This window comes from Massilia sp. UMI-21, from assembly GCA_015277795.1.
Lineage (GTDB): Bacteria > Pseudomonadota > Gammaproteobacteria > Burkholderiales > Burkholderiaceae_D > Telluria.
The window spans coordinates 4,799,685-4,825,382 of record CP063848.1; the positions used below are offsets into that span (position 1 = coordinate 4,799,685).

General features: G+C 67.0%; 19 protein-coding genes and 1 pseudogene. 5 read left to right on the forward strand and 15 right to left on the reverse strand.

The genetic code is table 11. The annotated features are described in order from the left end of the window. Positions 1-21 precede the first annotated feature (21 nt). The 8 genes from IM543_21080 to IM543_21115 all read right to left on the reverse strand — a co-directional run bounded on the left by IM543_21080 (position 22) and on the right by IM543_21115 (position 10,450). Positions 22-2,943 carry a ribonucleoside-diphosphate reductase subunit alpha gene (locus IM543_21080; protein QOY93981.1) on the reverse strand — a complete coding sequence of 974 codons (2,922 nt, stop codon included), beginning with the start codon at positions 2,941-2,943 and terminating at the stop codon, positions 22-24. 534 nt (positions 2,944-3,477) lie between these two features. Continuing rightward, positions 3,478-4,941, reverse strand: a complete 1,464-nt coding sequence (locus tag IM543_21085) for a sigma-54-dependent Fis family transcriptional regulator (protein ID QOY93982.1) — start codon at positions 4,939-4,941, stop codon at positions 3,478-3,480. Positions 4,942-4,975: 34 nt separating this feature from the next. After that, a complete protein-coding gene (locus tag IM543_21090; GenBank protein QOY93983.1) occupies positions 4,976-6,640 on the reverse strand; it encodes a PAS domain-containing protein in 1,665 nt (554 codons plus the stop codon). 8 nt (positions 6,641-6,648) lie between these two features. After that, positions 6,649-6,912: a hypothetical protein gene (locus tag IM543_21095; protein QOY93984.1), complete on the reverse strand. Its 264-nt coding sequence runs from the start codon at positions 6,910-6,912 to the stop codon at positions 6,649-6,651. Then, positions 6,909-7,712, reverse strand: coding sequence for a cytochrome c biogenesis protein CcsA (gene ccsA / locus IM543_21100; GenBank protein QOY93985.1), 804 nt, complete (start codon positions 7,710-7,712; stop codon positions 6,909-6,911). The genes IM543_21095 and ccsA overlap by 4 nt, the downstream gene beginning before the upstream one ends. An 80-nt stretch (positions 7,713-7,792) precedes the next feature. Continuing rightward, complete coding sequence (locus IM543_21105) at positions 7,793-8,620, reverse strand: ABC transporter ATP-binding protein (GenBank protein QOY93986.1); 828 nt, start codon at positions 8,618-8,620, stop codon at positions 7,793-7,795. Position 8,621: 1 nt separating this feature from the next. Beyond that, complete coding sequence (locus IM543_21110) at positions 8,622-9,470, reverse strand: ABC transporter permease (GenBank protein ID QOY93987.1); 849 nt, start codon at positions 9,468-9,470, stop codon at positions 8,622-8,624. Beyond that, positions 9,467-10,450 (reverse strand): ABC transporter substrate-binding protein, encoded by a 984-nt coding sequence (locus IM543_21115; protein ID QOY93988.1) that lies wholly within the window; start codon positions 10,448-10,450, stop codon positions 9,467-9,469. Before IM543_21115 ends, IM543_21110 begins: the two co-directional genes overlap by 4 nt. Before the next feature lie 277 nt (positions 10,451-10,727). On the opposite strand from IM543_21115, the gene ffh reads away from it, so the two are divergent. Then, positions 10,728-12,095: a signal recognition particle protein gene (gene ffh, locus IM543_21120; protein ID QOY93989.1), complete on the forward strand. Its 1,368-nt coding sequence runs from the start codon at positions 10,728-10,730 to the stop codon at positions 12,093-12,095. 233 nt (positions 12,096-12,328) lie between these two features. Next, positions 12,329-12,688 carry a hypothetical protein gene (locus IM543_21125; protein ID QOY93990.1) on the forward strand — a complete coding sequence of 120 codons (360 nt, stop codon included), beginning with the start codon at positions 12,329-12,331 and terminating at the stop codon, positions 12,686-12,688. A gap of 189 nt (positions 12,689-12,877) precedes the next feature. Here IM543_21125 and IM543_21130 read toward each other — a convergent pair whose 3' ends face one another. From IM543_21130 to IM543_21145, 4 genes are all read right to left on the reverse strand, one after another. Continuing rightward, entirely contained in the window at positions 12,878-14,248 is a 1,371-nt protein-coding gene (locus IM543_21130; protein QOY93991.1) for an alkaline phosphatase, read from the reverse strand. A 10-nt stretch (positions 14,249-14,258) separates the two neighbouring features. Continuing rightward, the gene (locus tag IM543_21135) at positions 14,259-15,749 is read right to left on the reverse strand and encodes an alkaline phosphatase (protein ID QOY93992.1); all 1,491 of its coding nucleotides are present in this window, start codon (positions 15,747-15,749) and stop codon (positions 14,259-14,261) included. An 85-nt stretch (positions 15,750-15,834) separates the two neighbouring features. Next, positions 15,835-16,470 carry a lytic transglycosylase domain-containing protein gene (locus tag IM543_21140; protein ID QOY96795.1) on the reverse strand — a complete coding sequence of 212 codons (636 nt, stop codon included), beginning with the start codon at positions 16,468-16,470 and terminating at the stop codon, positions 15,835-15,837. A gap of 8 nt (positions 16,471-16,478) precedes the next feature. After that, positions 16,479-18,197 (reverse strand): proline--tRNA ligase, encoded by a 1,719-nt coding sequence (locus tag IM543_21145; GenBank protein QOY93993.1) that lies wholly within the window; start codon positions 18,195-18,197, stop codon positions 16,479-16,481. A gap of 216 nt (positions 18,198-18,413) precedes the next feature. Between IM543_21145 and IM543_21150 the strand changes: the two are divergent. The 3 genes and pseudogenes from IM543_21150 (at position 18,414) to IM543_21160 (ending at position 21,311) form a co-directional block, all read left to right on the forward strand. After that, positions 18,414-18,941: pseudogene (locus IM543_21150) on the forward strand (RNA pyrophosphohydrolase). Between the two features lie 276 nt (positions 18,942-19,217). Continuing rightward, complete coding sequence (locus tag IM543_21155; GenBank protein QOY93994.1) at positions 19,218-19,646, forward strand: DUF1841 family protein; 429 nt, start codon at positions 19,218-19,220, stop codon at positions 19,644-19,646. Between the two features lie 126 nt (positions 19,647-19,772). Beyond that, positions 19,773-21,311 carry an aspartyl protease family protein gene (locus tag IM543_21160; GenBank protein ID QOY93995.1) on the forward strand — a complete coding sequence of 513 codons (1,539 nt, stop codon included), beginning with the start codon at positions 19,773-19,775 and terminating at the stop codon, positions 21,309-21,311. Here IM543_21160 and IM543_21165 read toward each other — a convergent pair whose 3' ends face one another. From IM543_21165 to IM543_21175, 3 genes are all read right to left on the reverse strand, one after another. Next, positions 21,312-22,784: an amidohydrolase family protein gene (locus tag IM543_21165; protein QOY93996.1), complete on the reverse strand. Its 1,473-nt coding sequence runs from the start codon at positions 22,782-22,784 to the stop codon at positions 21,312-21,314. Positions 22,785-22,875: 91 nt separating this feature from the next. Beyond that, positions 22,876-23,997 carry a helix-turn-helix transcriptional regulator gene (locus IM543_21170; GenBank protein QOY96796.1) on the reverse strand — a complete coding sequence of 374 codons (1,122 nt, stop codon included), beginning with the start codon at positions 23,995-23,997 and terminating at the stop codon, positions 22,876-22,878. Between the two features lie 59 nt (positions 23,998-24,056). Further along, complete coding sequence (locus IM543_21175; GenBank protein QOY93997.1) at positions 24,057-25,577, reverse strand: SulP family inorganic anion transporter; 1,521 nt, start codon at positions 25,575-25,577, stop codon at positions 24,057-24,059. Between the last annotated feature and the right edge of the window lie 121 nt (positions 25,578-25,698).

Genomic DNA, 25,698 nt, shown 5'->3' on the forward strand with positions numbered 1-25,698 from the left:
CTGGCTGCACCGCATGGTGCCTTATTGGCAAGCTTCGCACTCGTCGAAGCCGGCATCGCCCGGACGCAGGTAGCAGGCGGCGCCTTCCGTCACTTCCGGCGCTGCAGCAGGTGCCGCCGCCGCCGGAGCGCCGGCCGGCGCCGCATGGCCGCCCGACAGGCCGCCCGAGACCGGCACCGCGTTCAGCGCGCCGGTACGGGTGGTCGACTTCTCCATGTGCGTCGCGGCGATGGTGCGCAGGTAGTAGGTGGTCTTCAGGCCGCGCAGCCAGGCCAGCTTGTAGGTTTCGTCCAGCTTCTTGCCCGAGGCGCCGGCCATGTAGATGTTCAGCGACTGGGCCTGGTCGATCCACTTCTGGCGGCGCGAAGCCTGTTCCACCAGCCACTTCGGTTCGACTTCGAAGGCGGTGGCGTAGATGTCGCGCAGGTCTTGCGGCACGCGGTCGATCTTGGAGAGCGATCCGTCGAAGTACTTCAGGTCGGCGATCATGACTTCGTCCCACAGGTCGCGCGCCTTCAGGTCGCGCACCAGGTAGGCGTTGATCTCGGTGAATTCGCCCGACAGGTTCGACTTCACGTACAGGTTCTGGAAGGTCGGCTCGATGCAGGCCGACACGCCGATAATGTTCGAGATGGTCGCGGTCGGAGCGATCGCCACGCAGTTCGAGTTGCGCATGCCGAACTGCTTGATGCGCTCGCGCACGAGGGTCCAGTCCATCGCCGACGAGGTGTCCTGCTCCAGGTAGCCGCCGCGTTCTTCCGCCAGCAGCTTGATCGAGTCCTGCGGCAGGATGCCGCGGTCCCACAGCGAGCCGGTATAGGACTCGTAGCGGCCGCGCTCCTCGGCCAGCTCGGTCGAGGCCAGGTAGGCGTAGTAGCAGACCGCTTCCATCGAGGTATCGGCGAATTCCACCGCCTTATCGGAAGCGAACGGCACGCGCATCATGTGCAGGCAGTCCTGGTGACCCATGATGCCCATGCCCACCGGGCGGTGGCGCATGTTCGAATTGCGCGCCTTGTCCACGGCGTAGTAGTTGATGTCGATGACGTTGTCCAGCATGCGCATCGCGGTGCGGATGGTCTTGGCCAGCTTGACGTGATCCAGGCCCTCGCCCTTCATGTGCTGCGGCAGGTTCACCGAGCCCAGGTTGCAGACGGCGATCTCGTCGGCGCTGGTGTTCAGGGTGATCTCGGTGCACAGGTTGGACGAGTGCACCACGCCGATGTGCTGCTGCGGCGAACGGATGTTGCACGGATCCTTGAAGGTGATCCACGGGTGGCCGGTCTCGAACAGCATCGACAGCATCTTGCGCCACAGGTCGAGCGCTTCGATCTTCTTGTACACGGTCATTTCGCCGCGTGCGGCCTTGGCTTCGTAGGCGACATACGCCTCTTCGAAGGCCTTGCCGACCTTGTCGTGCAGGTCCGGGGTTTCGCTCGGCGAGAACAGGCTCCAGTGGCCCTTCTCCATCACGCGCTTCATGAACAGGTCCGGAATCCAGTTCGCGGTGTTCATGTCGTGGGTGCGGCGGCGGTCGTCGCCGGTGTTCTTGCGCAGGTCGAGGAATTCCTCGATGTCCATGTGCCAGGTTTCCAGGTAGGCGCAGACCGCGCCCTTGCGCTTGCCGCCCTGGTTCACCGCCACGGCGGTGTCGTTGACCACTTTCAGGAACGGCACCACGCCCTGCGACTTGCCGTTGGTGCCCTTGATGCGCGAGCCCAGTGCACGAACCGGGGTCCAGTCGTTGCCCAGGCCGCCGGCGAACTTCGACAGCAGCGCGTTTTCTTTAATGGCGTCGTAGATGCCTTCCAGGTCGTCGCCGACGGTGGTCAGGTAGCACGAGGACAGCTGCGAGCGGCGGGTGCCCGAGTTGAACAGGGTCGGGGTCGAGCTCATGAAGTCGAACGACGACAGCAGGTTGTAGAACTCGATGGCGCGCGCTTCGCGGTCGGCTTCGCGCAGGGCCAGGCCCATCGCGACGCGCATGTAGAAGGCCTGCGGCATCTCGATGCGGGTTTCGCGCACGTGCAGGAAGTAGCGGTCGTACAGGGTCTGCAGGCCGATGTAGCCGAACTGCAGGTCGCGGTCGGCGACGATGGCCTTGGCCAGGCGCTCGAGGTCGTAGGTGCCCAGCGCTTCGTCCAGCAGTTCGTTCTGGATGCCCTTGGCGATGTACTGCGGGAAGTAGGTGATGTATTCAGCAGCGGCGCCGGCTTGCGGCACTTCCTTGCCGAAGACTTCCTTGCGGATCGTGTGCAGCAGGATGCGCGCGGTAACCTGGCTGTAGGCCGGGTCTTTTTCCATCAGCGCGCGGGCGGCCAGGATCGCCGACTTGTGCAGTTCTTCGACCGGCACGCCGTCGTACAGGTTCTTCAGGGTCTCGGCGACGATCGCGTCGGCGTCGACATGCTTTTCCAGGCCCGAGCAGGCGGCGTTCACCAGGGCGTAGACGTCGTTCACGTCCAGCGCGCGGCGCTGGCCGCCGTCGACCACATGGATCTGCGGCGCGTCCACGGCGGCACCGCCCAGCGCCGCCTTGGCGGCCTTGCGTTCTTCCATGCGCTTGGCGCGGTACAGCACGTATTCGCGCGCGACGTCATGCTCGCCCGAGCGCATCAGCGACAGTTCGACCTGGTCCTGCACGTCTTCGATGTGGAAGGTACCGCCGTTCGGCTGGCGGCGCACCAGCGCGGCCACCACGTTGTTGGTCAGCTGTTCCACCAGCTCGCGGATGCGGGCCGACGCCGCGCCCTGCCCGCCGGCGACGGCGAGGAAGGCCTTGGTCATCGCGACCGAGATCTTGTGCGGCTCGAAGGCGACCACGGCGCCGTTGCGGCGAATGACACGGTAGTCACCGCGCGCAGCGATCTCCGCCGGGGTGGCAGTGGCCGACGCGCTCGGTGCGACGTGCGGATTGATCGAAATGTCTTGTGCTGTTTGCATTGGGCCTCCAGTGAGCAGCGGGTACCTGCTGTCGTTTGTCTTGAGCCGGACTTGTCAACCCGACAAAAATTTAAGCAAAGCGATGCCCCGCCAGTTGGCACTCCTCGCTGGCAAGCATGGAAGAAGTCAATGCGGCAGGGTAGAAATCGCTGTTGAATCAGTGGCTTGCAGAGCAAGCTTCAAGTCGAACCTGAAAGGTAATCAAAGACTTTTGCTTCCGGTTCAGTACCACTACATCTAGTGTTTGATCTTGAGATGAGACTAATTGTAGTACCTGACCCAGGTCAGGGCAAGTGAATACCTTCCCAATTTTTTCGGTTTTTTTTGGTGCATGGGCTTGACAACCCAGCTTCAGCCCAACGGCGGGCAGTATGCGGTGAGTGGGCGCTAACCTCGCCAGGCGAGACTGCACAATGCTTCATCAGCGCCATGCGCCGCGCATCGTTCTTGTGCATTTTGCACTGGCGAAAAGACAACAGGATGCGGCGCCGCTCTCCTGCTTTGGCAGGGTGGGCGGCCACCAGCATCGATCGATCAGGCGTTGTCGTCCGGCGCGCAGATCTCCAGCTTCTGCATCTGGTAGCGCAGCTGGCGCACGCTGATGCCGAGCAGGCTGGCCGCCTGGGTGCGGTTGAACTGGGTCTGCTGCAGCGCGCGCCCGATGATGTCGCGCTCGACCTGGATCAGGTATTCCGGCAGGTTGCTGGGCAGCTCGTCCGGGCCGAGCATGGCGGCGCGTGCCGACGCGTCGACCGTTGCCGGCGCCGCTTCCGGTGCGGAAGCGGGAGCCACGGGCTCCGGCAGCTGCGCCGGCGCCGCGGCCCCTGGTTCGCGCGCCTGGCCGTCGGCCGGCCGCGCCGCCTTCAGCGACAGGTCGCCCACCTCGATCACGCCGTCGTTGGCGAAGGCCAGCGCCCGCTCCAGCACGTTTTCCAGCTCGCGGATATTCCCCGGGAAGGAATACGCCCGCAGCGCGTCGAGCACGCCCGCCCCCAGCCTGGCCTGTCCCGGCCCGGCCAGGCGCGCCAGGATCGCGTCCGCCAGCGGCGCCAGGTCGTCGATCCGCTCGCGCAGCGGCGGCAGCGACAGTTCGATCACGTTCAGGCGGTAGAACAGGTCTTGCCGGAACCGGCCCTGCTCCACGCAGCGGGCCAGGTCCTGGTGGGTGGCGCTGACGATGCGCACGTCCACCGGCTCTTCGTTGGTGGCGCCGATCTTGCGCACGCGCCGCTCCTGGATCGCGCGCAGCAGCTTGACCTGCATCGGCAGCGGCAGGTCGGCCACCTCGTCGAGCATCAGGGTGCCGCCGTTGGCCGCCTGGAAGAAGCCTTCGCGCTCCTCGGCGGCGCCGGTGAAGGCGCCCTTGCGGTAGCCGAAGAACTCGGCCTCCATCAGGGTTTCTGGAATCGCCCCGCAGTTCACCGCCACGAAGGGCTTGCTCGCGCGCGAACTCTGGGCGTGGATCTCGCGCGCGGCGAGTTCCTTGCCGCTGCCCGATTCGCCGGTGATCGAGATCGGCGCGTTCGAGCGCGCCAGCCGGCCGATCTGGGTGCGCAGCGCCGCCATCGCCGGCGAGCTGCCGATCATGCGCGAACCGGGGACGGCGCCGTCCGGCTGCGCCGCCGGGGCCTCGGACAACTTCAGCGCCGAGCGCACCATCACGCGCAGCGCGTCCAGCGCCACCGGCTTGGAAATGTAGTCGAAGGCGCCCGCCTTGAGCGCCACCACCGCGTTGTCGGCGCTGCCGTAGGCGGTGATGACGGCGATCGGGGTGCCCTTGTGCGAGGCGCTCACCTCGCGCACCAGCTCCAGCCCCAGGCCGTCCGGCAGGCGCATGTCGGTCAGGACCAGCGCGTAGTCGTGCTCCGCGAGCAGCCCGCGCGCCTGGCGCAGCGTGGCGGCGCTGTCGACGTCCAGCCCCATCTTGAGCAGGGTGATCTCGAGCAGTTCGCGCAGGTCGGCTTCGTCGTCGACCACCAGGATGCGGGGTGCGGTCATGGTTCTCCCTACTATATATACAGGCAGTCCGGCCTCAGGCCGGCTGCGAGAAGCTGATCACGAAGCGCCCGCTGGCGCGGCGCGGCCCCATGGCCGCGGCGTCGAAGCGGTATTCGTAGTCGAGCTTGGCGTCGTTGTTCAGGCACAGCTCGCGCGCCAGGTACAGGCCCAGCCCGGTGCCCTTGCTCGAGGTGGTGTAGAAGGGCTCGAACAGGTGGGCGCGCACTTCCGGCGTGATGCCCGGCCCGTCGTCCTGCACGTGCAGCTCGATGCGGCCGGCGGCGTCGCGCGCCGGGAAGATGCGGATGCTGGCGGGCGCGCGGCTGGCATAGCGTATCGCATTGCCCAGCAGGTTGAGCAGCACTTCGTGCAGGTGCAGCGGGTCGAAGCGCACCGTGTTCGCCCCGGCGTCGCCCAAGTAGACTATATCATCGGCCAGGCCGTGGGTTTCGCAGAATTCGGCTTTCAGCTCGGCCAGGAAAGCGGCCAACTGCAGCGGCTCGCCGTTCGGCTGCACCTTGCGCGACAGCTGCAGGATGTCCTCGACCATGCGGTTCACCCGGGTCACGTTGTCGCCCACGATCTTCAGCAGGCGCACCTCGGCCGGGCCGTGCAGGTCCTCGGCCAGCAGCGCGGTGGCGTGGCCGATCGCCGACAGCGGGTTGCGCACCTCGTGCGCGATGCTGGCGGTGAGGCGCCCCATCGAGGCCAGCTTGAGCTGCTGCGCCTGGTTTTCGATGGCGCTCACGTCCTGCATGAACACCACGCTGCGCCCCAGCGCCTCGTCGAGCGTGTCGACCCGCGCGAAGCGCAGCTTCAGGTGCACCGGCTGGTCGCGCCGACCGCGCAGCGGTCCTGCTTCTTCCTGGTAGGGCTTGACGGTGACGAAGGCTGCGCCCTCGCCCGGCGCGCCCAGCCAGGCGGCGAAGGCCTGGGCCAGCGGCTCCAGGCCCGGCGCCTCGCCGAGCCGGAAGGCCGCCACTTCGCCCTCGATCCCGAGCATGCGGCGCGCCGCCGGGTTGCCGGTGAAGACCGTGCTGTCGTCGCCGACCACCAGGATGCCGTCGCCGACGTCGGCGATCACGATCCCGTTGATCGCCTGCTGCACGCGCAGGTCGACGCCGCGTTGCGCCGCCAGTTCTTCCTGCTTGAGCAGGCGCGCCGCCAGCCGGTTCACCAGCAGCGTGGCGGCGAAGAAGGCGGCGCCATACAGGCCGGCCTGCATCAGCGGCGGCTGGCGCGCCTGCATGAACACCTGCCAGGTGGCCTCGAGCAGCAGGAACATCGTGGCGACCGCGCTCGAGAACAGCGCCAGCGTCAGGGGCGCGAGGATGGCGGCGCCGGCCAGCGGAAACAGGTACAGGATCGCCAGGCCGCTGCGCATGCCGCCGGCTTCCAGGTAGAGCAGCGAGATCACGGCCAGGTCGAGCGCCACCTGGCAGCCCAGCTGCAGCGCGAAGCGGCGCTGCCACCAGGTGCCGAGGGCGCCGAACACCAGCGCCGCCGCCAGGTAGAACAGGCAGGTCCGGGTATTGGCGCCATCCAGGCGCAGTGCGCTGCCGGAGATGCTCACGCCCAGGTAGAGCAACAGCACCAGCGCGATGACGATGCGGGTGACGGTGAAGGTCTGGAGCGAGCGCCACAGGGTCGTGCGCGCTTCGCGGGACAGAGCCGCCCTGGGGGCGAGCGAGAGGGGCATCGGCCGGCTTACTGCGGCGGCAGGCGCACGTGGCCCGGCGAGCAGTAGTCGTGGCCGTCGGCGTGGACCGCTTCGGAGGCCGGGAAGTAGATGCCGCAGTGCGCGCACTGGGTCATGGTTTCGATCTCGGCGACCGGCGCCTGCGGCCGCGGCTCGCGCGCCTGTTGCCGATCCAGGGGCGGCTGCTGCCGATTAGCCAGCCCCTTGAGCTTGGCGCGCACGGCCATGACGATCAGCCCGATCAGCAGGATCCAGAACAGGATGCGGCTCATGCGAGCCCCCGGTGCAGGACGACTTCGAGCACGAAGCGGCTGCCGACATAGGCCAGCGCCAGCGTGGCGAAGCCCGCCAGCGTGAAGCGCAACGCGGTCTTGCCGCGCCAGCCCTGCCAGCGGCGGCCCGCCAGCAGCGCGGCGAACAGCAGCCAGGACAACAGCGCGAACACGCTCTTGTGGTCGAGCGGCAGCGCGCGCCCGAACAGCTGCTCGGAGAACACCACCCCCGACAGCACCGTGAGGCTGAGCAGGATGAAACCGATCCAGATCACGCGGAACAGCAGTTTTTCCATGGTCAGCAGGGCCGGCAACTGGTCGAGGGTGCTGCCGAGCCAGCCCCCGGCGGCGCCGCGCGTGTGCAGGCGTGCTTCCTGCAGCGCCATCAGGACCGCATGGAAGGCCGCGATGGTGAGCGTGCTGTAGGCCAGCACGGCGACCGCGACGTGCCAGCCGAAGGCCGGCGACTGGCCCTCCAGCTCCAGCAGGCTGCCCGGGAACGCCACCGGCAGCAGCGCGGCGACAAAGGCGAAGGGCATCACCAGACGGCGCATGCCGTCCAGGGCGAAGTTGCGGTTCTCCAGCCAGTAGGCGGCCACCGACACCCACAAGGCGCTGGACAGCATGAGGGCGAAACCGACGCGCAGGTGGCCGGGCGCGAGCACGTCGAGTCCGAGCGCGACGCCATGCGCCGCCCAGGCTGCGGCGGTGACGCCTGAGATAAGGGCACCCCGGCGCAACGGCAGCAGGGCGCACACCGCGTACAGCAGGGCCGCGGCGAGGAAAAGGGAATTCTGCATACTAAGAGTCTACACCATCGGGAAATGGCGGGGGCGGGCCCCTTCCCCGCCCCGCCGGCCGATGCAAGCCTGCGCCAGGCTCAGTCCACCGCCGCCAGCCGCATCTCATCGGTATGATGGCGCCGCTGCTCTTCCATCACCAGCACCCCCAGCTCGCGCTTGAGCGCGTTGAACTCGGGCGCGGCCGGGTCGCGCAGGCGCCCCATCTCGACCAGCAGGTCGCGCTTGACCGTCCCCGGGCGGTAGGTCATCACGACGATGCGGTCGGCCAGGAAGATCGCTTCCTCGATGCTGTGGGTCACGAAGATGATGGTCTTCTTCAGCGACGACCAGATGCGCAGCAGCTCTTCCTGCAGGTTGCGGCGGGTGAGCGCGTCCAGGGCGCCGAAGGGCTCGTCCATCAGCATGATCGGCGAATCGAGCGCCAGCACCCGGGCGATCGCCACCCGCTGGCGCATGCCGCCCGACAGGTCCTTGGGGAAGCGCTGGCGGAAGTCGCCCAGCGACAGCATCGACAGCAGCTCGCCCACCCGGTCGCGCACCGCCGCTTTCGACATGCCCTTGACGTGCAGGCCGAAGGCGATGTTGTCCTCCACCGTCATCCAGGGAAACAGCGCGTATTCCTGGAACACCATGCCGCGGTCCGGCCCCGGCGCCGTGACCGGCTGGCCGTCGACCGTGATCGTGCCGCTGCTGGGCAGCGAGAAGCCGGCCACCGCGTTGAGCAGCGTGGACTTGCCGCAGCCCGAGGGTCCGAGCAGGCAGGTGAACTGCCCGTGCGGGATGTCCAGGTGGATGTCCTGCAAGGCCGTGACCGTCCTGCCGCCGGTGGCGAAGACCTTGTCGACGCCATCGACCCGGATGTGCGGCGCCAGGGCCGACGGAGGAATTGCATGCGGTGCGTTCATGTCATTGCTCCAGGCCGCGGTGCCAGCGCAGCAGGTGGTTGTTGAGGCGGTTCATGGCGACGTCGATCGCCAGGCCGAGCATGCCGATGGTGATCATCCCGGCGATGATCTTGTCGGACCAGAAGTACTCGCGCGCTTCCAGGATGCGGAAACCCAGTCCGTTGTTCACGGCGATCATCTCGGACACGATCACCACGATGAAGGCGGTGCCGATCCCGATCCGCACGCCCGACAGGATGTAGGGCACGGCCGCCGGCAGGATCACGCGCAGGAACATGGTGACGGCGCCGGCGCCCAGGTTGCGCGCCGCCCGCAGGTAGATGCCGTCCACGTGGCGCACGCCCGCGATGGTGTTCATCAGGACCGGGAAGAAGGCCCCCAGCGCGATCAGGAACACCGCCGGCGGGTTGCCGAGGCCGAACCACAGGATGGCCAGCGGGATGTAGGCGATCGGCGGGATCGGGCGCAGGATCTGCACCAGCGGATTCATCCAGGCATACACGAGGCGGCTCGCGCCCATCGCCAGCCCGAGCGGCAACGCCAGCCCGGCGCCGATGGCGAAGCCCACCACCACCCGCAGCATGCTGGTGTAGATGTCGATCGGCAGCTCGCCCGACAGCGCCCACTTCCACCAGCCGCCCTCGGTGTACGCCTCGAACGGCACCAGCGGCAGCAGGTAGGCCACCCATTTGTGCCAGACGTCGAGCGGCGCCGGCAGCACCTGCGGATTGACCCAGCCGTTCATCGCCACCCATTGCCACAACAGGACGGCCGCCACCGGCACCACCGCGCCGATCGCCATCTCGCGCCAGCGTTCCCGGAATTGGCTGCGCCGGTCCCTGGCCGTCATCGCGTCACCTCGGTCACGCCCAGGCTTTTCTTGGCCGCCGCCAGCAGGTCGGTGCGCACCCAGTCGCGCGCCAGCGGCGGCCTGGCCATGCGCCCTACCCCGGTGTTCGCCATGGTGTCGGTGGTGACCTGGATATGCTCGGGCGTGATGTCGAAGGAATACGGCGAATTGCGGATCGCGTCCTGGAAGTCGGCGCTCGTGATCTGGTTCTTGAACAGCACCTCGCGCACGTATTTCTCGGCCACGGCCGGCTTGTCGATGAAGGTCCTGGTGGCGTCGACGAAGCAGCGCATGAATTTTTCCGCTACCGGCCGCTGCTCGCGATAGAACTTCTCGGTCATGACCATGGTGCGCACCGGCTCGCCGATCGGGGTGTCGTAGGGTTTCAGGACCTCGGCCCCGAAGCCCTTGTTGATGGCCTGCGAGGACTGCGGTTCGGACTGCATCATGGCGTCGATCTGCCTGCCGAGCAGCGCTCCGTTCAGGTCGGCATAGGGCAGGTAGACCAGCTGCACGTCCTTGCCGGGCATGGCGTCGGCCTTGAGGCCGTGCTTGGCCAGCTGCGCCATCAGGAGCACTTCCTGGATCGCGCCGCGGGTGACGCCCACGCGCCGGCCCTTGAGCTGGCCAACGGTCCGGATCTGCAGCTCGGGCCGGGCCACCAGCCGCGCGCCGCCCCTGGCGAAACCGGCCACCACCACGATCGGCGCGCCGCCGGCGCGGCCCGCGATGGCGGCTTCCGACGCGGTGGCGCCGACGTCCAGCTCGCCGGCGATGATTGCCTGCATCACGTCCAGCCCCTTGGCGAAAATCTTTTCCTCGACCCGGATGCCGCATTGCGGGGCGATCTCCTTGATGTACGACACGGCGCCGAAATGCGCGAACTTGAGATTCCCGAGCCGGACCACGTCCTGGGCCCCGGCGCCGCCTGCTGCCAGCAGGGCGGTCGCGGCGAGGATGCTGCCGAATACCTTGATCATGCCTGTGTTCCCCCTTATGCAAGACAAATGGTGTCATCCGTGTCCGGCATGAGGAAACATGCGCGGCACAGTGGTCGATGCTGAGGGGAAATGGCCTTGAGGTATGTGATCTGTGTCAGAAGCGGCAAGATTTCCACGTGATCGGAAACATCACTCTTGAGGAAAAACTGCGCTAGATCGCTGCCGCGGTCGAACTCGGCGGCCTGTGCAAGGTAAAATGGCGCTTGATCGAATGCGCCCGTATTCGAATGCCGTCGTATATATAGTCAGGTAGAACATGCTAGATAACCTTACCCAACGCCTAGCCAAGGTCGTCAAGACGATGCGCGGCGAGGCGCGCCTCACCGAGGCGAACACCGCGGAGATGCTGCGCGAAGTGCGCATGGCCCTGTTGGAGGCCGACGTGGCGCTGCCGGCGGTGCGCGAATTCATCGCCAAAGTGAAGGAAAAAGCGCTGGGCGAAGAAGTCATCGGCTCGCTCAGCCCCGGCCAGGCCCTGGTCGGCGTGGTGCAGCGCGAGCTGGCCGCCCTGATGGGCGCCGACCTCGGCCCCGACGCCACCCAGTTGTCCTTCGCCCAGCAGCCGCCGGCGATCATCCTGATGGCCGGCCTGCAGGGTGTGGGTAAAACCACCACCACCGGCAAGCTGGCCAAGTACCTCAAGGAACAGAAGAAAAAGAAGGTCCTGACCGTCTCGGCCGACGTCTACCGCCCCGCCGCGATCGCGCAGCTGGAATCGGTCACCAAGCAGGTCGGCGCCGACTTCTTCCCGAGCACCGCCTCCGACAAGCCGGTCGACATCGCGCGCAACGCGCTGGACTGGGCCAGGAAGCACTATCACGACGTCCTGATCATCGACACCGCCGGCCGCCTCGGCATCGACGAAGCGATGATGCAGGAGATCGCCGCGGTGCACGCCGCCGTCAATCCGGTGGAGACCCTGTTCGTGGTCGACGCCATGCTGGGCCAGGATGCGATCAACACCGCCAAGGCCTTCAACGACGCGCTGCCGCTCACCGGCGTGGTGCTGACCAAGCTCGATGGCGATTCGCGCGGCGGTGCGGCCCTGTCGGTGCGCCACGTGACCGGCAAGCCGATCAAGTTTGCCGGCGTCTCCGAAAAGCTCGATGGCCTGGAAGCCTTCGACCCGAGCCGCATGGCCAACCGCGTGCTGGGCATGGGCGACATCCTGGCGCTGGTGGAAGAAGCGCGCAAGGGCGTCGATGCCGAGGCCGCGACCGAGCTGGCCAACAAGATCAAGGGCGGCGGCAAGTTCGACATGAACGACTTCAAGGCGCAGCTGACCCAGATGAAGAAAATGGGCGGCATGTCGGGCCTCCTCGACAAGCTGCCGGCGCAGTTCCAGCAGGCCGCCAGCGGCGCCAACATGGACCAGGCCGAGAAGCAGGTGCGCCGCATGGTCGGCATCATCGACTCGATGACGCCTGGCGAACGCGCCAAGCCGGAGCTGATCAAGGCCAACCGCAAGCGCCGCATCGCGGCCGGCGCCGGCGTGCAGGTGCAGGAAGTAAACCGCATGCTGAACCAGTACGAGCAGATGCAGACCATGATGAAGAAGCTCAAGGGCGGCGGCTTGATGAAGATGATGCGCGGGATGAAAGGCATGATGCCCGGGATGCGCTAGGCGTCGACGCCGGCATCGAGGAAACCGCGCAGGCACGGGCTTTGCGCGGTTTTTGACATTCTGGAGGCGGGTTTTTTCGTCGAATGCGTTCCGAGTGTGCGCCAGCTCGCATTTCGGGGCTTACAAGAGTGAAAAATTTCGAAAAAGACTTGCATGAACAGTAAAAGGCCACCAATATAAGCCGGTGCGTCAATAACGCAACTTTCCCTGTGATCGTTTTAGGAGGCTAGAAGATGGCAACAGCCAAAAAATCCACCGCAGCGCCGGCCAAGAAAGCAGCTGCCAAGCCAGCCGCAGCGGCCAAGCCTGCAGCAAAAGCAGCAGCAAAGCCGGCAGCGGCCCGTAAACCGAACGCCGCTTTCATGAAAGAGATGACGCCGTCGAGCGAACTGGCAGCAGTGGTCGGCAACAAGCCGCTGCCACGCACCGAAGTCACCAAGAAAGTCTGGGACTACATCAAAAAAGAAAACCTGCAAGACGCATCGAACCGCCGCATGATCAATGCCGACGACAAGCTCAAGGCTGTCTTCGGCGGCAAGGCCCAGGTCTCGATGTTCGAAATGACCAAGCTCATTTCGGACCACCTGAAGTAAGCACTGGCCGGCTGTCCAGTAGCCTTGCAAATGAAAAGCCCCGGGAGACCGGGGCTTTTTGTTTTTGATTCGGTCTGTAGGGTGGCCGGCTATGCCGGCCGCGCGTTCAACCCGTATGTAAATGGATGCAGCGCGTTTGAGCGCCGGTAAGTTGAACGCGCGGACGGCGAAGCCGTCCACCCTACGCTCCTACAATCCCGCCGCGGCCTTCATCAGGTGGAACACCTGCGTGTTCTCCATCGTCCCCTTGAACGGCGCCGAGCCCGCCCCGGTCGCATACAGCTTCACGTCTCCGCCCCCGTGCGACTCGTACAGCGTGCGCACGCCCGCTTCCTGCTGGTAGTCGTCGGCCTGCGCCTGCGCGCTGTCCACGTCGGCGCGCGCATCCGGACGCATCGCGCCGTTGCCGAAGACGAGCGCGGTGAAGGTCTTGCCGTCGGCGTCCTTTTTCGGCTCGCCGCTGGCGTAGTCGTGCACGATGTCCAGCACCTTGCTGCCGCGCTTCGGATAGCCGTTCAGGACCATCGTGTGGTCATGGTCGGCGGTCACCACGATCAGGGTGTTTTCCAGCCCCGGATCGATCTGGCGCATGCGCTCGATCGCGGCCTGGATCGCCTCGTCGAAGGCCACCGTGTCGGCCAGGGCGTTCTTGGCGTTGGTGTTGTGCAGGGCGTGGTCGATCTTGCCGCCCTCGACCATCAGGAAGAAGCCGTCCGGGTCCTTCGAGAGCAGCTCGATCGCCTTGAGCGCCATCTCGCTCAAGGAGGGCTGCTCCGGACGGCGCGCCAGCGCGTAGTCGAGGTGGTCGTCGGCGCTGTAGATGCCGACGAACTTGCGGCCCGGACGCGCCGACATCATGTCGGCGCGGGTGCGGCCGACGGCGTAGCCCTGGGCGGCGAATTCCGCTTCCAGGTCGCGTCCGTCGGCGCGGCCCTTCGGGTTGCTGGCCTTGTCGTAGGGCGTGAAGTGGTGGCGTCCGCCGCCCATCAGGACATCCACGCCATCCTTCAATGCGCTGTTGTAGCCGGCGCCGCCCGGCACCAGCTGGCGCGCGATCGTGTAGCCGGCGTTGCGGTGGCACACGTGCGAGAAGGTCGACGCCGGCGTGGCATGGGTCAGTTCGGTGGTCGTCACCGCGCCGACGGCCTTGCCCTGCGCCTTGGCCAGCTCGAGGATGGTCGGGACCACCTGGCCGTTGTTCTCGCCGCACTGGTCGACCGTGCGGTTGCCGTTGGCGTCCTTGTCCGGGTCGATGGCGCGCGCGTCCTTGATCGAGATGCCCTCCTGGTTGATCTTCACGCCGGTCATGTAGGCGCCCATCGAGGGCGCGCTGTCGGTGGTCTGGAAGTCGTTCGAATAGGTCTTGATGCGCGCGGTGCGCTCGAGCCGTTCGAAGTTCAGGAGGCCGGCCTCGCCGTGCTTGTAGATGCGCGCGGCGGTAATCGTGGTCGGGCCCATGCCGTCGCCGAGGAAGAAGATGATGTTCCTGGCCTGGGGCGCGGCGATCGCGGTGGCGCTGAACAGGCTGGCGGTCAGCAGGAGGGAAAGTCGTTTGTGCATGGTGGTTTCCTTACAGGCCGGCGGCAGTCTTGATCAGGCTGAAGACCCGGGTATTGTCGATGGTGCCGCGGAACAGCTCCGCGCCGGCGCCGGCGGCGCCCAGGTAGACGTCGGCGCCGCCGTGGGTCTCGGCCCCGGGACGGGTGCGCACCACGGCTTCCTGGTGGTAGTCGTCGCGCGTCACGATCTCGTCGGTGAGCACGGGCCGGCTGGCGCGCGGGCCATCGATGCGATGCTCGCCGGTGCCGAAGCCGATGATGGTGAAGGGGCGGCCTTCGCGGTCCAGTTTCGGGCTGCCGTCGAGATTGCGCACCAGGCCCAGCACGCCCGGATTGGTCGGCGTGGTCTTGCCGGTGCGGACCGTGTAGCCGTTCAGGAGCAGCGTGTGGTCATGGTCGGCGGTGGCCACGATCAGGGTGTTCTTCAGGCCCGGATCGAGCGCTTCCATCTTGTCCAGCGCGGCCTGCATGGCGGCGTTGTAGGAGACGGTTTCCTGCAACGCGCGCTTGGCCAGGGTGGCATGCAGCGCGTGGTCGATCAGGCCGCCCTCCACCACCAGGAAGAAGCCCGCGCCATCCTTGCCGGCGTGCGGCGCCAGCAGGTCGATGGCCTTGCGCGTCATCTCGCTCAGGCTGGGCTGCTTGGCCGGATCGCGCACGGCGTCGTAGTCCATGTGGTTCTGGGCGAACAGGCCGATGGCCGGCTGTTGCGCAGGCGTGAGCGCGTTGAAGCCGGCGCTGTCGGCCACCACGCGGAAGCCCTGGGTCTTGAACTCGGCCAGCAGGTCGCGCTGGTCGGCGCGCTTGCCGCCGCGCGCGAAAGGCGCGAAGAACTGGGCGCCGCCGCCGAACAGGACGTCCAGTCCGCGCGCGCCGAGCGCGCCGTTGTAGCCGGCGCCGCCCGGCACCAGCATCGCGGCGAGCTCGGTTTCGAGCTTGCGGTGGCAGGCGTGGCCGTAGCTCGAGGCCGGCGTGGCGTCGGTGACGCTGGTGTTGGTGACCACGCCCAGCGCCATGCCGCGGCGGCGCGCCAGTTCCAGCAGCGTGGCGGCCGGCGATCCGCCGTCGGGACCGACTTCGCATTTGTCGACCGTGGCGTTGCCGTTGGCGTCCTTGCCCGGCGCGATCGAGCGGGTGCCGGCCGACATCGAGATCACGCCGTTGTTCTGCTTCACGCCGGTCATGTAGGCGGCCATGCCGGCGGCGCTGTCGGTGACCATCGCGTTGTTCGAGAAGGTCTTCACGAACGCCGATTCGGGCAGGCGGTCGATGGTCAACTCGCCCGCTTCGCCGGCGTGGAAGATGCGCGCGGCGGTGAGCGTGTTCAGGCCCATGCCGTCGCCGAGGAAGAAGATCACGTTCCTGGCGCGCTGCTCGACCTGGGCTTGCTGCGCAAGCGGCTGGGAGGCGGACTGTGAAGCACCTGTTGAAGCGGGCGGCACGGCGGCGCAGCCGGCCAGCATGGCGGCCAGGGCGGCGCCGGCGAGAATGGACAATCGCATGGAAACCTCTACGTCGGGAAAGCGAAGAGTTTACACCTTGCCATGTGCATATGGCGGGTGGATTTGTTGCGGGATTGTTGGCGTATTAGGCCGTGGGCTTGAACTCCCACTTCTTCCAGGCCGCCAGCACCGCGTTCGGGTACTTCGGCTTGCCGCGGCTACCGTTGTAGCGGCCGAGGGCGAGGTAGAGGTTGCCCTTCTCCATGTCGATGTACATGCGCAGGATCGAGCATCCGTAGCGCAGGTTGGTCTGCATGTTGAACAATGCCCGCCGGTCGCTGTCGCCGATTACCCTGGTCCAGAAGGGCATCACCTGCATGTAGCCGCGCGCGCCGGCGATCGAGATCGCGTACTTGCGGTAGGCCGATTCCACCTGGATCAGGCCCAGCACCAGGCCCGGATCGAGGCCGGCGCGGGTCGATTCGTACCAGGCCGTTTCCAGGAATTCGGTGCGCGCGGAGGCATCGGGCATGCGCTTGGCCAGGCGGCGCGACATCTCGTCGAACCAGGCCTGGTAGCGCGCCCGCGCCGCCTCGTTGCGCAGCACCGGCCTGGGCGGCCGGCCGTCGTGGATGGCGCTGGCCAGCGCCAGCCGCACCGCGTCGGCCAGCCGCTCTTCTTTCTGGTTGCCGGCGTGCGCGGATCCGCTGAACAGCGCGCCGAGCAGCAGCGCGCCGGACAGCAGCGCGCTCGCCGCCAGGGGAAGCAACTGCGACAGCATCACTGCCTTCACTTGCCCAGCTTGCCCTTGATGAAGGCGAGCATGCCGTCGACCGGCACGCCGGTGGCGGCTTCGTCGCGGCGGCCCTGGTATTCGAGCTTGCCTTCCTTGAGGCCGCGCTCGCCGATCACGACGCGGTGCGGGACGCCGATCAGCTCCCAGTCGGCGAACATCGCGCCCGGACGCAGGCCGCGGTCGTCGACGATCACGTCGATGCCGGCCGCCATCAGCTCGGCGTACAGCTGCTCGGTTTGTTCCTTGACCATCTCGCTGCGGTCCAGGCCCATCGGGCACAGCACCAGCTCGAACGGAGCGATCGCATCCGGCCAGATGATGCCCTTGTCGTCGTAGTTCTGCTCGATGGCCGCGCCCAGGATGCGGGTCACGCCGATGCCGTAGCAGCCCATCTGCAGCGGCGCCGGCTTGCCGGCTTCGTCAAGAAACGTCGCGTCCATGGCTTCCGAATAGGCGGTGCCGAGCTGGAACACGTGGCCCACTTCGATGCCGCGCTCGATCGCCAGCACGCCCTTGCCGTCCGGCGAAGCGTCGCCTTCGACCACGTTGCGCAGGTCGGCAACCAAGGGCTCGGCGCAATCGCGGCCCCAGTTGGCGCCCACGTAGTGGTAATCCGCTTCGTTCGCACCGCAGACGAAATCGGCCATGTTGGCGACGCTGCGGTCGGCCACCACGGTGACCGGCAGCTTGGTATTGATCGGGCCGAGGTAGCCCGGCACGGTGCCGTAGACTTCCACGATCTCGGCTTCGGTCGAGAAGCGGAAGTCTTTCAGGCCGGCGACCTTGCTCACCTTGATCTCGTTGAGTTCATGGTCGGCGCGCAGCAGCAGCAGGAAGTAGCTCTTCTTGCCTTCGTTCTCGACGGTCAGGGCGATGCTCTTGACGTGCTGCTGCAGCGGAATGCCCAGCAGTTCGGCCACGGCTTCGCACTTGGTCTTGCCCGGGGTCGAGGTCTTGGTGAGCGACTGGGTGCCTGCGGCACGCTCGCCGCCGGCCAGCGCTTCGGCCGCTTCGATGTTGGCGGCGTAGTCGGAATCGGGGCAGTACACCAGCGCGTCCTCGCCGGTGCTGGCGATGACGTGGAACTCATGCGAGCCGCTGCCGCCGATGGCGCCGTTGTCGGCCGCCACCGCACGGAACTTCAGGCCAAACCGGGTGAAGATCCTGGTGTAGGCGTCGAACATGGTCGCGTAGGACTTCTGCATGCCCTCGACGTCGCGGTCGAACGAGTAGGCATCCTTCATCGTGAACTCGCGGCCGCGCATCAGGCCGAAGCGCGGACGGCGCTCGTCGCGGAACTTGGTCTGGATGTGGTAGAAGTTGATCGGCAGCTGGCGGTAGGACTTCAGCTCACTGCGCACCACGTCGGTCACGACTTCCTCGGAGGTCGGCTGGATGGCGAACTCGCGGCCGTGGCGGTCTTTCACGCGCATCAGTTCCGGGCCCATCTTGTCCCAGCGGCCCGTCTCCTGCCACAGTTCGGCCGGCTGCACGAGCGGCATCAGGAGCTCGATCGCGCCTGCCTTGTTCATTTCTTCGCGGATGATGTTCTCGACCTTGCGGATGATGCGCAGACCGGTCGGCATGTAGGTGTAGATGCCGGAACCGAGCCGCTTGATCATCCCGGCACGCATCATCAACTGGTGGCTGACGATTTCGGCATCGGAAGGCGCTTCTTTGAGAGTTGAAATAAAAAATCGTGAGGCACGCATATCCGTGAATTCTTTTTAAAAAGAGAGGGTTATAATCGACCTAATTTTAAAGGATTAGCTGGCTGATGCGTCCAATCTTTCTACAAATGGGTCCGGAACAAGCAGAGGAACAGACAACCGCTGCCCCGTCGGCGTTGTACAAGCCAGGCGGGCAAGGCACTTTGTGGGTAAAAATATAAGGATCGTACGGCCGGCAGAAAGTTTCGAGGTGCACTTATGCTCGATCGTGAAGGGTTTCGCCCCAACGTCGGCATCATCCTGCTGAACGCCAACAATGAGGTGTGGTGGGGCAAGCGGGTGCGCGAGCACTCGTGGCAATTTCCGCAAGGGGGTATCAAATACGGCGAGACGCCGGAACAGGCGATGTACCGCGAGCTCGAGGAAGAAATCGGCTTGCGCCAGGAGCACGTCAAGATCGTTGGCCGCACCCGCGACTGGCTGCGCTATGAGGTGCCCGACCACTTCATCAAGCGCGAGATCCGCGGCCACTACCGTGGCCAGAAGCAGATCTGGTTCCTGCTACGCATGATGGCGCGCGATAACGACGTCAACCTGCGCCTGACCGACCATCCCGAGTTCGATGCCTGGCGCTGGCACGACTACTGGGTGCCGCTGGACGTGGTCATCGAGTTCAAGCGCGATGTCTACCAGCGCGCGCTGCAGGAACTGTCGCGCTTCCTCAGCTGGCCGGCAAGGGGTCAGCACGGCGAACGCCGCCACAGCGCGCGCTACCTGCGCCAGCCCCATGGCCGCACGCAGGGCGGGGGCAAGGGCGCAACGCCGCAGCCGGCGAATCCGGTGTCGGTCTCGGTCACGGTCTCGGCCACGGTCTCGGCCACGGTCTCGGCCACCAAGCAGCAGGCCAGCGCGGCATCGGCCGACCCGTCCGCGCCGGACACCCTGGTCCTGACGCGAGAGAAGTAGGCAGGCGCCCGTCCTGCCCCGGCGGCGGGGCCGGCGGGCAGGACGGGCGGCATCGCGCTACAATGCCGCCTCCCTTCTTTTTTCTCGTCCCTTCCCATGTTTACTCCGTCCTCGCACGACGTGCGGCGCTTTTTCTGCGAAGCCCTGCGCAAGCAACGCAATGGCGAGATCCTGAGCCCGATGGATGCCATCGCGGCCGACTGGATCGTCCAGCATCCCGAATACCACCCCGAACTCGAGGACGTGGAAGCGGCGATCGCGCGCGACTATGCGGTCGAAGGCGGCAAGCCGAACCCTTTCCTGCACCTGTCGATGCACCTGTCGATTGCCGAGCAGGTATCGATCGACCAGCCGCGCGGCATCAAGGCCGCGCACGACCTGCTGGTCGGCCGCATCGGGGAACACGAGGCGCACCACGAGATCATGGAATGCCTGGGCGAAATGATCTGGACCTCGCAGCGCAATGGCCTGCCGCCGGATACCGAGGCCTATATCGATTGCGTGCGCCGGCGCGCGACCCGCTAAGGCGGTAAATGATTCAAAAATGCGGCATGCGCCGCATTTTTTGTATCATGTTCCTCGTTGCAACAGTCTTATCGTTTTATGCATATGTCATTGCATTTAGGGAAAATTTTCCCATAGTATTGACGTATGAACCAATTTCTCTGCCGCGCCGCAGTGCGCCTGTCCCTGGGCGCCGCCTTTGCCCTCCTCCCCGTCGCCCACGCCAGCGCCGAAGCCGCCAAGTGCACCTATACCCCGATCGGCCAGCTGCCGCTTCGGTACAGCGGCCCGGGCCTGGAAATCACCACCGAAGGCAGCATCAACGGCACGCCGGCCGAGCTGCTGGTCGATACCGGCGCCTACGCGACGATCCTCACCCGTACCGGCACCGAGCGCCGCGGCATTCGGCTCTACGCCACCGGCCGGCACGCCTCGGGCTTCGGCGGCACCTCGCCGATCTACGCCTCGATCGTCAACGAATTCATCGTCGGCCCGGTCCGCGCCGGCCGTAGCAACATGCCGGTGGTGGGCAGTTTCGGCGACACCCCCTCCTATGACGGCATCCTCGGGGCGCCCTTCCTGTTCCAGACCGACGTCGAGATCTCGCTGGCGGGCAAGCAGCTGACCTTCTTCGTCCCCGAGAAGTGTGGAGACGCCTGGCTCGGCTATTGGGCCCAGGACGTGCAGGAGGTTCCGCTGCGGCGCCATGACGAGCACCACAAGAACCCCAAGTTTTTCGTCCGCATCAACGGCAAGGAACTGGAGGCGATGATCGACACCGGCGCCGCCATCAGCGTCATCACCGCCGATGCCGCCGGGCGCGCCGGTATCTCCCTCGACGGGCCGAATGCCAAGCGCGGCGGAGACCTGGTCGGGGTCGGCAAGCATACGACCTCGCTGTGGCACGTGACGACCACCTTCCAGATTGGCGAGGAAACCGTCAAGAATGCCGACATGGGCGTGGAAAACTCCGGCATGAACATGGCCGACGTGATACTGGGCGCCGATTTCCTGCGCGCCCATCGGGTGCTGTTCGCCCTCAGCCAGAACAAGCTGTATTTCTCGTACGTTGGCGGCGAACCCTTCGGCCAGCGCCGCAAGCTCGAGCCGTGGGTGGTGGCCGAGGCCGAAGGCGGCAACGCCGATGCCCAGTTCGCGATGGCGCAGGCCTACCGCGAGGGGACACTCGTGGCGCAAGACAAGGCGCGCTCGGACGAATGGCTCGACAAGGCGGCCCGGGGCGGCAGCCCGTACGCCAACCTGTACAGCGGACAGCGGCTGCTGGTGCAACGCGACTACGCCGGCGCCGCCAGCCGCCTGCGCAGCGCGCTCGACAAGCTGCCGGCCGAGCGCCACGGCGCCCTCTGGCTCTATCTTGCCCGCGTGCGCGCCGGCCAGGCCGAGCTGGCCAAGTCGGAGCTGGCGGCCACCTTCGGGCGCACCGAGCGCGACGAATGGCCGAAACCGATCGGCGAGTTCTATATCGGCACGCTCTCGGCCGACCAACTGCTGGCCGAGGCGGGCGGCGCCCGCAGCGAAGGCAAGCTGCGCCGCTGCGAAGCGCTGTCGGCGATGGGCGACTGGCACCGCGCGCACGGACAGGCGGAACGGGCCCTGGCGCTCGACAAGCAGGTCGCGGACGGCTGCGCCGACACCGGCCAGTCCTTCGTCAAGCTGGGCGACTGATCAGCGCGCGCCGGCCGCCAGCCGCGCGCGCTCGACCTGCCTGCCGCCCACCCACAGCGTGACGATGCTGTCGTAGGCCTGCACGCTCTCGAGCGGCGAGCGGGTCATCAGCAGCAGGTTGGCGCGCTTGCCTGCCTCGATGGTGCCGACCTGCTCGAGGATGCCGAAGGCGCGCGCATTGTCGATGGTCGCGGCACGCAATACCTGGGCCGGACTCATGCCGGCCTCCACCAGGTGCTGCATCTCCAGGTAGCCGTTCAGTCCCGGCAGGTTGCCGTAGGTCGGCGACGACGGGGTGTCGGTGCCGAACAGGATATTGGCGTTGCGCGCCGCCAGGTAGCCGACCACCTGGCGCAGCCGGCGCAGCGGCGCTTCGCTCGACTGCAGCATCTCCGCGTGGCTGTGCCCTTCGGCCAGCTCTTCCCCGAACCACTGGCCGCCCGGCGTCCCGAACCAGTCGGCCAAGGCCTTCGGCACCACCTTGCGCACGCCCGGATGGCGCAGGTAAGCCGGGTCGAAATAGGCGTTCAGGCCGGCCAGCACGCGCATGGTCGGCTGGTAGCCGGTGCGGTCGGCCACGATCCGGTCCAGCAGCGCGCGGATCTCCTCCGGCAGTTCGGCGTGCCCATTCAGGCCGCCCCAGTGCCACATGCCGTGCGCCAGCACGTCGGCCCGGTTCTCCACCGCGAAGCGCTGGCCTTCGAAGGAGTTGGCGTGGGTGACCAGGGTCATGCCCTGGTCAGTGGCGGCGGCGCGCACCTCGGCGAACAGCGCCGGGGTCCACACGGGCAGATTGCGCTCCCTGCCGAAGCCGCGCTCGAAGTGGGTCTTCACGCATACGCCGCCGTCGGCTTTTGCGCGCGCCACGCCGGCCGCCGGGGTGTGCTGCTCCGGCCGGTAGCCGGGCGGGACGGCGGTCGGCTGGGCCGGATCGTAGACCGAGTTCGGGAAGGCCGCGAAGCGCCCTGCCGCCGGCAGGAAGGACATCGGGTAGCCGTTCGCCAGCGGCAGCGGCTGCCCGCAATGGACCAGGTCCGGGTGCAGCGGCGCGGCGCGAAAGCGCGCGATCACCTGCATGTCGGCCACCGCCAGGTCGACCACGGTCGTGTAGCCGTAATAGAGGAAGGAGCGCGGCAGCTGCGCCGCATAGGCCTGGGCCAGCTCCCGCTCCTGCCGGGCCTGGTCCAGGCTCATGCCCGGCACGGCATGCAGGTGGACGTGGGAATCGATCAGCCCAGGCAGGAGGTAATAACCCTTGCCGTCGACGCGGCGGGCGCCGGGCGGCATGCGGCCACCCTTGCCGCGGTGGACGGCGGCGATGCGTCCATCCTCGACCAGCACGCTGCCCGGCTCGACGCGGTCGAGCTGTTCGGGCGACACCAGGGTGACGTTGGTGATCCAGACCGCCTCGGCGGCGGCGGCGGGAACGAGGGACAGCGCCAGCAGCGCGGCGAGCAATGCGTTGAACTTCATGCGTGAACTCCAGTGAACTCGTTGAAACGGAGTATGGAGTGTGGCCCGGCCGGGGCCGTCCAGCGTCCCGGATCATGATCCGGGCCCTGGTTCAGGCCCTGGAGAGCGCCTGTTCCTGGCGACGGAATTCGCCCGGCGTCATCCCGCTATGCGCCTTGAATACCCGGTTCAGCGCGCTCTTGCTGTTGAAGCCCGCGGCCAGGGCCAGGTCGAGGATGGTGCGCTCGCACTGTGCCGGGTCGCGCAGCGCCTCCTTGAGCGCCTCGACCCGGTAGCGGTTCAGGTAATCCTGGAAGTTGGCGCCGCAGGCGCCGTTGATCAGCTGGGACAGCTCGTGCGGCGTCAGCGCCAGCCGCTCGGCCAGCTCTTCCAGTTTCAGCTCGCCCTGGCGCCAGGGCTGCTCATGACGCATGCAGGTTTCCAGCCGGGCCAGGAATGCGCTGCGCTGGGAGTCGGGCAGCGCCCGGTCCCCATAGCGCGGCCTGGGCGCCGGCGCCGCCGCAAGTACAGGTGCGGGGATGGGCGGCGGCCGGTATCCCAGCGGCTGGCGGATCGCCAGGTAGGCGGTCGCGTACAGGAAATACAGCAGCACCAGCGCGCCGGTCACGTCGGCGGACAGGGGCAGGCCGAGTGGCGCGAACTCCAGCGCCAGGGCCAGCATGCTCAGGGCCCCGCCGAACAGCCAGATTCCCAGCAGGCGGCGCAGGCCGGCCGCCAGCGGATGGGCACGGGCCTGGCCGACCAGGGCATGACAGGCACGCAGATAGGCCAGGAACAGCACCAGCTTCAGGACAGCGGCCACGCCGACGTACCAGGGCGGGCCGTCCAGGCCGCGCATCCAGGCCAGCTTGGCGGCCGCCGGTTGCAGGTAGAACGGCAGCAGCGCCAGCGTCGCCAGGGCAAAGGGCAGGAAATGCAGAAGCGCGCGCCGGCCCAGCGGCTGCTCGAGCAGGATGCGCGAACAGTACAGGTAGAGCAGCGGCCCGGTCGCAAAGCCCAGGGGCAGGACCAGCATGGCGCTGTGCGGCCAGGCCCGATACAGGCCGGCGATGCCGAGCCAGGCATGGGCCACCACGGCCACGCACAGCAGCATGAGGGCGGCCAGCAGGCCGTTGGCGGCCCGCACTTCCGGCCGGCGCACCCCCAGCAGCAGGAGCGTGGCGGCCAGGAACAGGCCCTGGCCGATGGCCAGCAGGAACAGTCCGGACAGGATGGTCGTCAGCACGCGCGCGTCGATCGCCTACGATGGATGATCCGGCCATTCTGCCCGATTCAGCCGAGCTTGTCGTCGGCAACGTGGTAGCGCGGATCTTCCAGCAGGTTCACTTCGATCATGTCCCTGGCCTTGCCGAGCAGTTCGCGGCAGTCCGGGCTCAGGTGGCGCAGGTGCAGGCGCTTGCCCAGCGCGCGGTACCTGTCGGCCAGGGCGTCGATCGCCTGGATCGCCGAATGGTCCACCACCCGCGCGCGCCTGAATTCGATCACTACGTCCTGCGGGTCGTCGCGCGGCGTGAACAGCTCACTGAAACTGGCGACCGAGGCGAAGAACAGCGTGCCTTCGAGCTCGTACACCTTCCAGCCCTGCGCGTCGGCGCCGGTCTTCACGCCGATCTGCTTGGCATGCTGCCAGGCGAACACAAGCGCCGAGACGATCACCCCTGCCAGCACCGCCACCGCCAGGTCGAAGGCCAGCGTGATGCCGGCCACCAGCACGATCACCAGCGCGTCGGCGCGCGGCACCTTGCCGAACAGGCGGAAGGTGCCCCATTCGAAGGTCTTCTCGCACACGAAGAACATCACGCCGATGAGGGCCGCCAGCGGGATCTGCTCGATCCAGTGCGAGCCGACCAGGATGAACGCGAGCAGGGACAGGGAAGCCACGATGCCCGACAGGCGTCCGGTGCCGCCGCTGTTCACGTTGATCATGCTCTGGCCGATCAGGGCGCAGCCGCCCATGCCCCCAAAAAAGCCGGTCACGACGTTGGAGGCCCCCAGCGCCAGGCATTCGCGGTTGGGCTGGCCGCGGGTGTCGGTGATCTCGTCGATCAGGGTGAGCGTCAGCAGCGACTCGATCAGGCCGACCCCGGCCAGCACCAGCGCATACGGGAAGACGATGCGCAGGGTGTCCAGGTTCCAGGGCACTTCCGGCACCGCGAAGCTGGGCAGGCCGCCGGCGATCGAACCGAGGTCGCCCACGGTCTTGGTGTCGATGCCCAGCAGCGCGCAGGCCGCGGTGGCGGCCAGGATGCCGACCAGCGTGCTCGGTACCGCCCTGGTGAAGCGCGGCGTGATGTAGATCACCGCCAGGGTCGCGGCCACGACGGCCAGCATGGTGGCCAATTCAAGGCCGCCCATCCATTGCATGGTGCCGTCCGGGCCGGGGGTCTTGAAATGGCCGAACTGGGCCACGAAGATCACCAGCGCCAGGCCGTTGACGAAGCCGAGCATCACCGGGTGCGGCACCATGCGGATGAACTTACCGAGCCGCGCGGCCGCGAACAGCAGCTGCAGCACGCCCATCAGCACCACCGCGGCGAACAGGTACTGCGGCCCGTGCTGCACCACCAGCGCCACCATCACCACCGCCAGCGATCCGGCCGCGGCCGAGATCATGCCGGGGCGGCCGCCAAAGGCCGAGGTAATGAAAGAGACCAGCACCGCGGCGTACAGGCCGGTGAGCGGCGAGACCTGGGCCACCAGGGCGAAGGCGATCGCTTCGGGAACGAGTGCGAGGGCGACGGTCAGGCCGCTGAGCAGGTTGGTTTTGATGTGGGATGGGGACAGGGATGACACGACGGCTCCATTGACGCAGAATACGCGCCGATCCGTAACGGCGGCGGCACCAAAAAACAAAATCCCCCCGCCGGCTGCCCGGTTCGGGGGGATCGACAGTTTACCAGCTCGACGCCGGCAA

Excerpts from the sequence above, each read along its gene's own strand:
- IM543_21080 (QOY93981.1), bottom strand. The coding sequence starts at position 2,943 with ATGCAAACAGCACAAGACATTTCGATCAATCCGCACGTCGCACCGAGC.
- IM543_21140 (QOY96795.1), bottom strand. The coding sequence starts at position 16,470 with ATGCTGTCGCAGTTGCTTCCCCTGGCGGCGAGCGCGCTGCTGTCCGGC.
- IM543_21130 (QOY93991.1), bottom strand. The coding sequence starts at position 14,248 with ATGCACAAACGACTTTCCCTCCTGCTGACCGCCAGCCTGTTCAGCGCC.
- IM543_21085 (QOY93982.1), bottom strand. The coding sequence starts at position 4,941 with ATGACCGCACCCCGCATCCTGGTGGTCGACGACGAAGCCGACCTGCGC.
- ccsA (QOY93985.1), bottom strand. The coding sequence starts at position 7,712 with ATGCAGAATTCCCTTTTCCTCGCCGCGGCCCTGCTGTACGCGGTGTGC.
- IM543_21105 (QOY93986.1), bottom strand. The coding sequence starts at position 8,620 with ATGAACGCACCGCATGCAATTCCTCCGTCGGCCCTGGCGCCGCACATC.
- IM543_21165 (QOY93996.1), bottom strand. The coding sequence starts at position 22,784 with ATGAAGTTCAACGCATTGCTCGCCGCGCTGCTGGCGCTGTCCCTCGTT.
- IM543_21135 (QOY93992.1), bottom strand. The coding sequence starts at position 15,749 with ATGCGATTGTCCATTCTCGCCGGCGCCGCCCTGGCCGCCATGCTGGCC.
- IM543_21090 (QOY93983.1), bottom strand. The coding sequence starts at position 6,640 with ATGCCCCTCTCGCTCGCCCCCAGGGCGGCTCTGTCCCGCGAAGCGCGC.
- ffh (QOY93989.1), top strand. The coding sequence starts at position 10,728 with ATGCTAGATAACCTTACCCAACGCCTAGCCAAGGTCGTCAAGACGATG.
- IM543_21115 (QOY93988.1), bottom strand. The coding sequence starts at position 10,450 with ATGATCAAGGTATTCGGCAGCATCCTCGCCGCGACCGCCCTGCTGGCA.
- IM543_21110 (QOY93987.1), bottom strand. The coding sequence starts at position 9,470 with ATGACGGCCAGGGACCGGCGCAGCCAATTCCGGGAACGCTGGCGCGAG.
- IM543_21095 (QOY93984.1), bottom strand. The coding sequence starts at position 6,912 with ATGAGCCGCATCCTGTTCTGGATCCTGCTGATCGGGCTGATCGTCATG.
- IM543_21160 (QOY93995.1), top strand. The coding sequence starts at position 19,773 with ATGAACCAATTTCTCTGCCGCGCCGCAGTGCGCCTGTCCCTGGGCGCC.
- IM543_21145 (QOY93993.1), bottom strand. The coding sequence starts at position 18,197 with ATGCGTGCCTCACGATTTTTTATTTCAACTCTCAAAGAAGCGCCTTCC.
- IM543_21125 (QOY93990.1), top strand. The coding sequence starts at position 12,329 with ATGGCAACAGCCAAAAAATCCACCGCAGCGCCGGCCAAGAAAGCAGCT.
- IM543_21155 (QOY93994.1), top strand. The coding sequence starts at position 19,218 with ATGTTTACTCCGTCCTCGCACGACGTGCGGCGCTTTTTCTGCGAAGCC.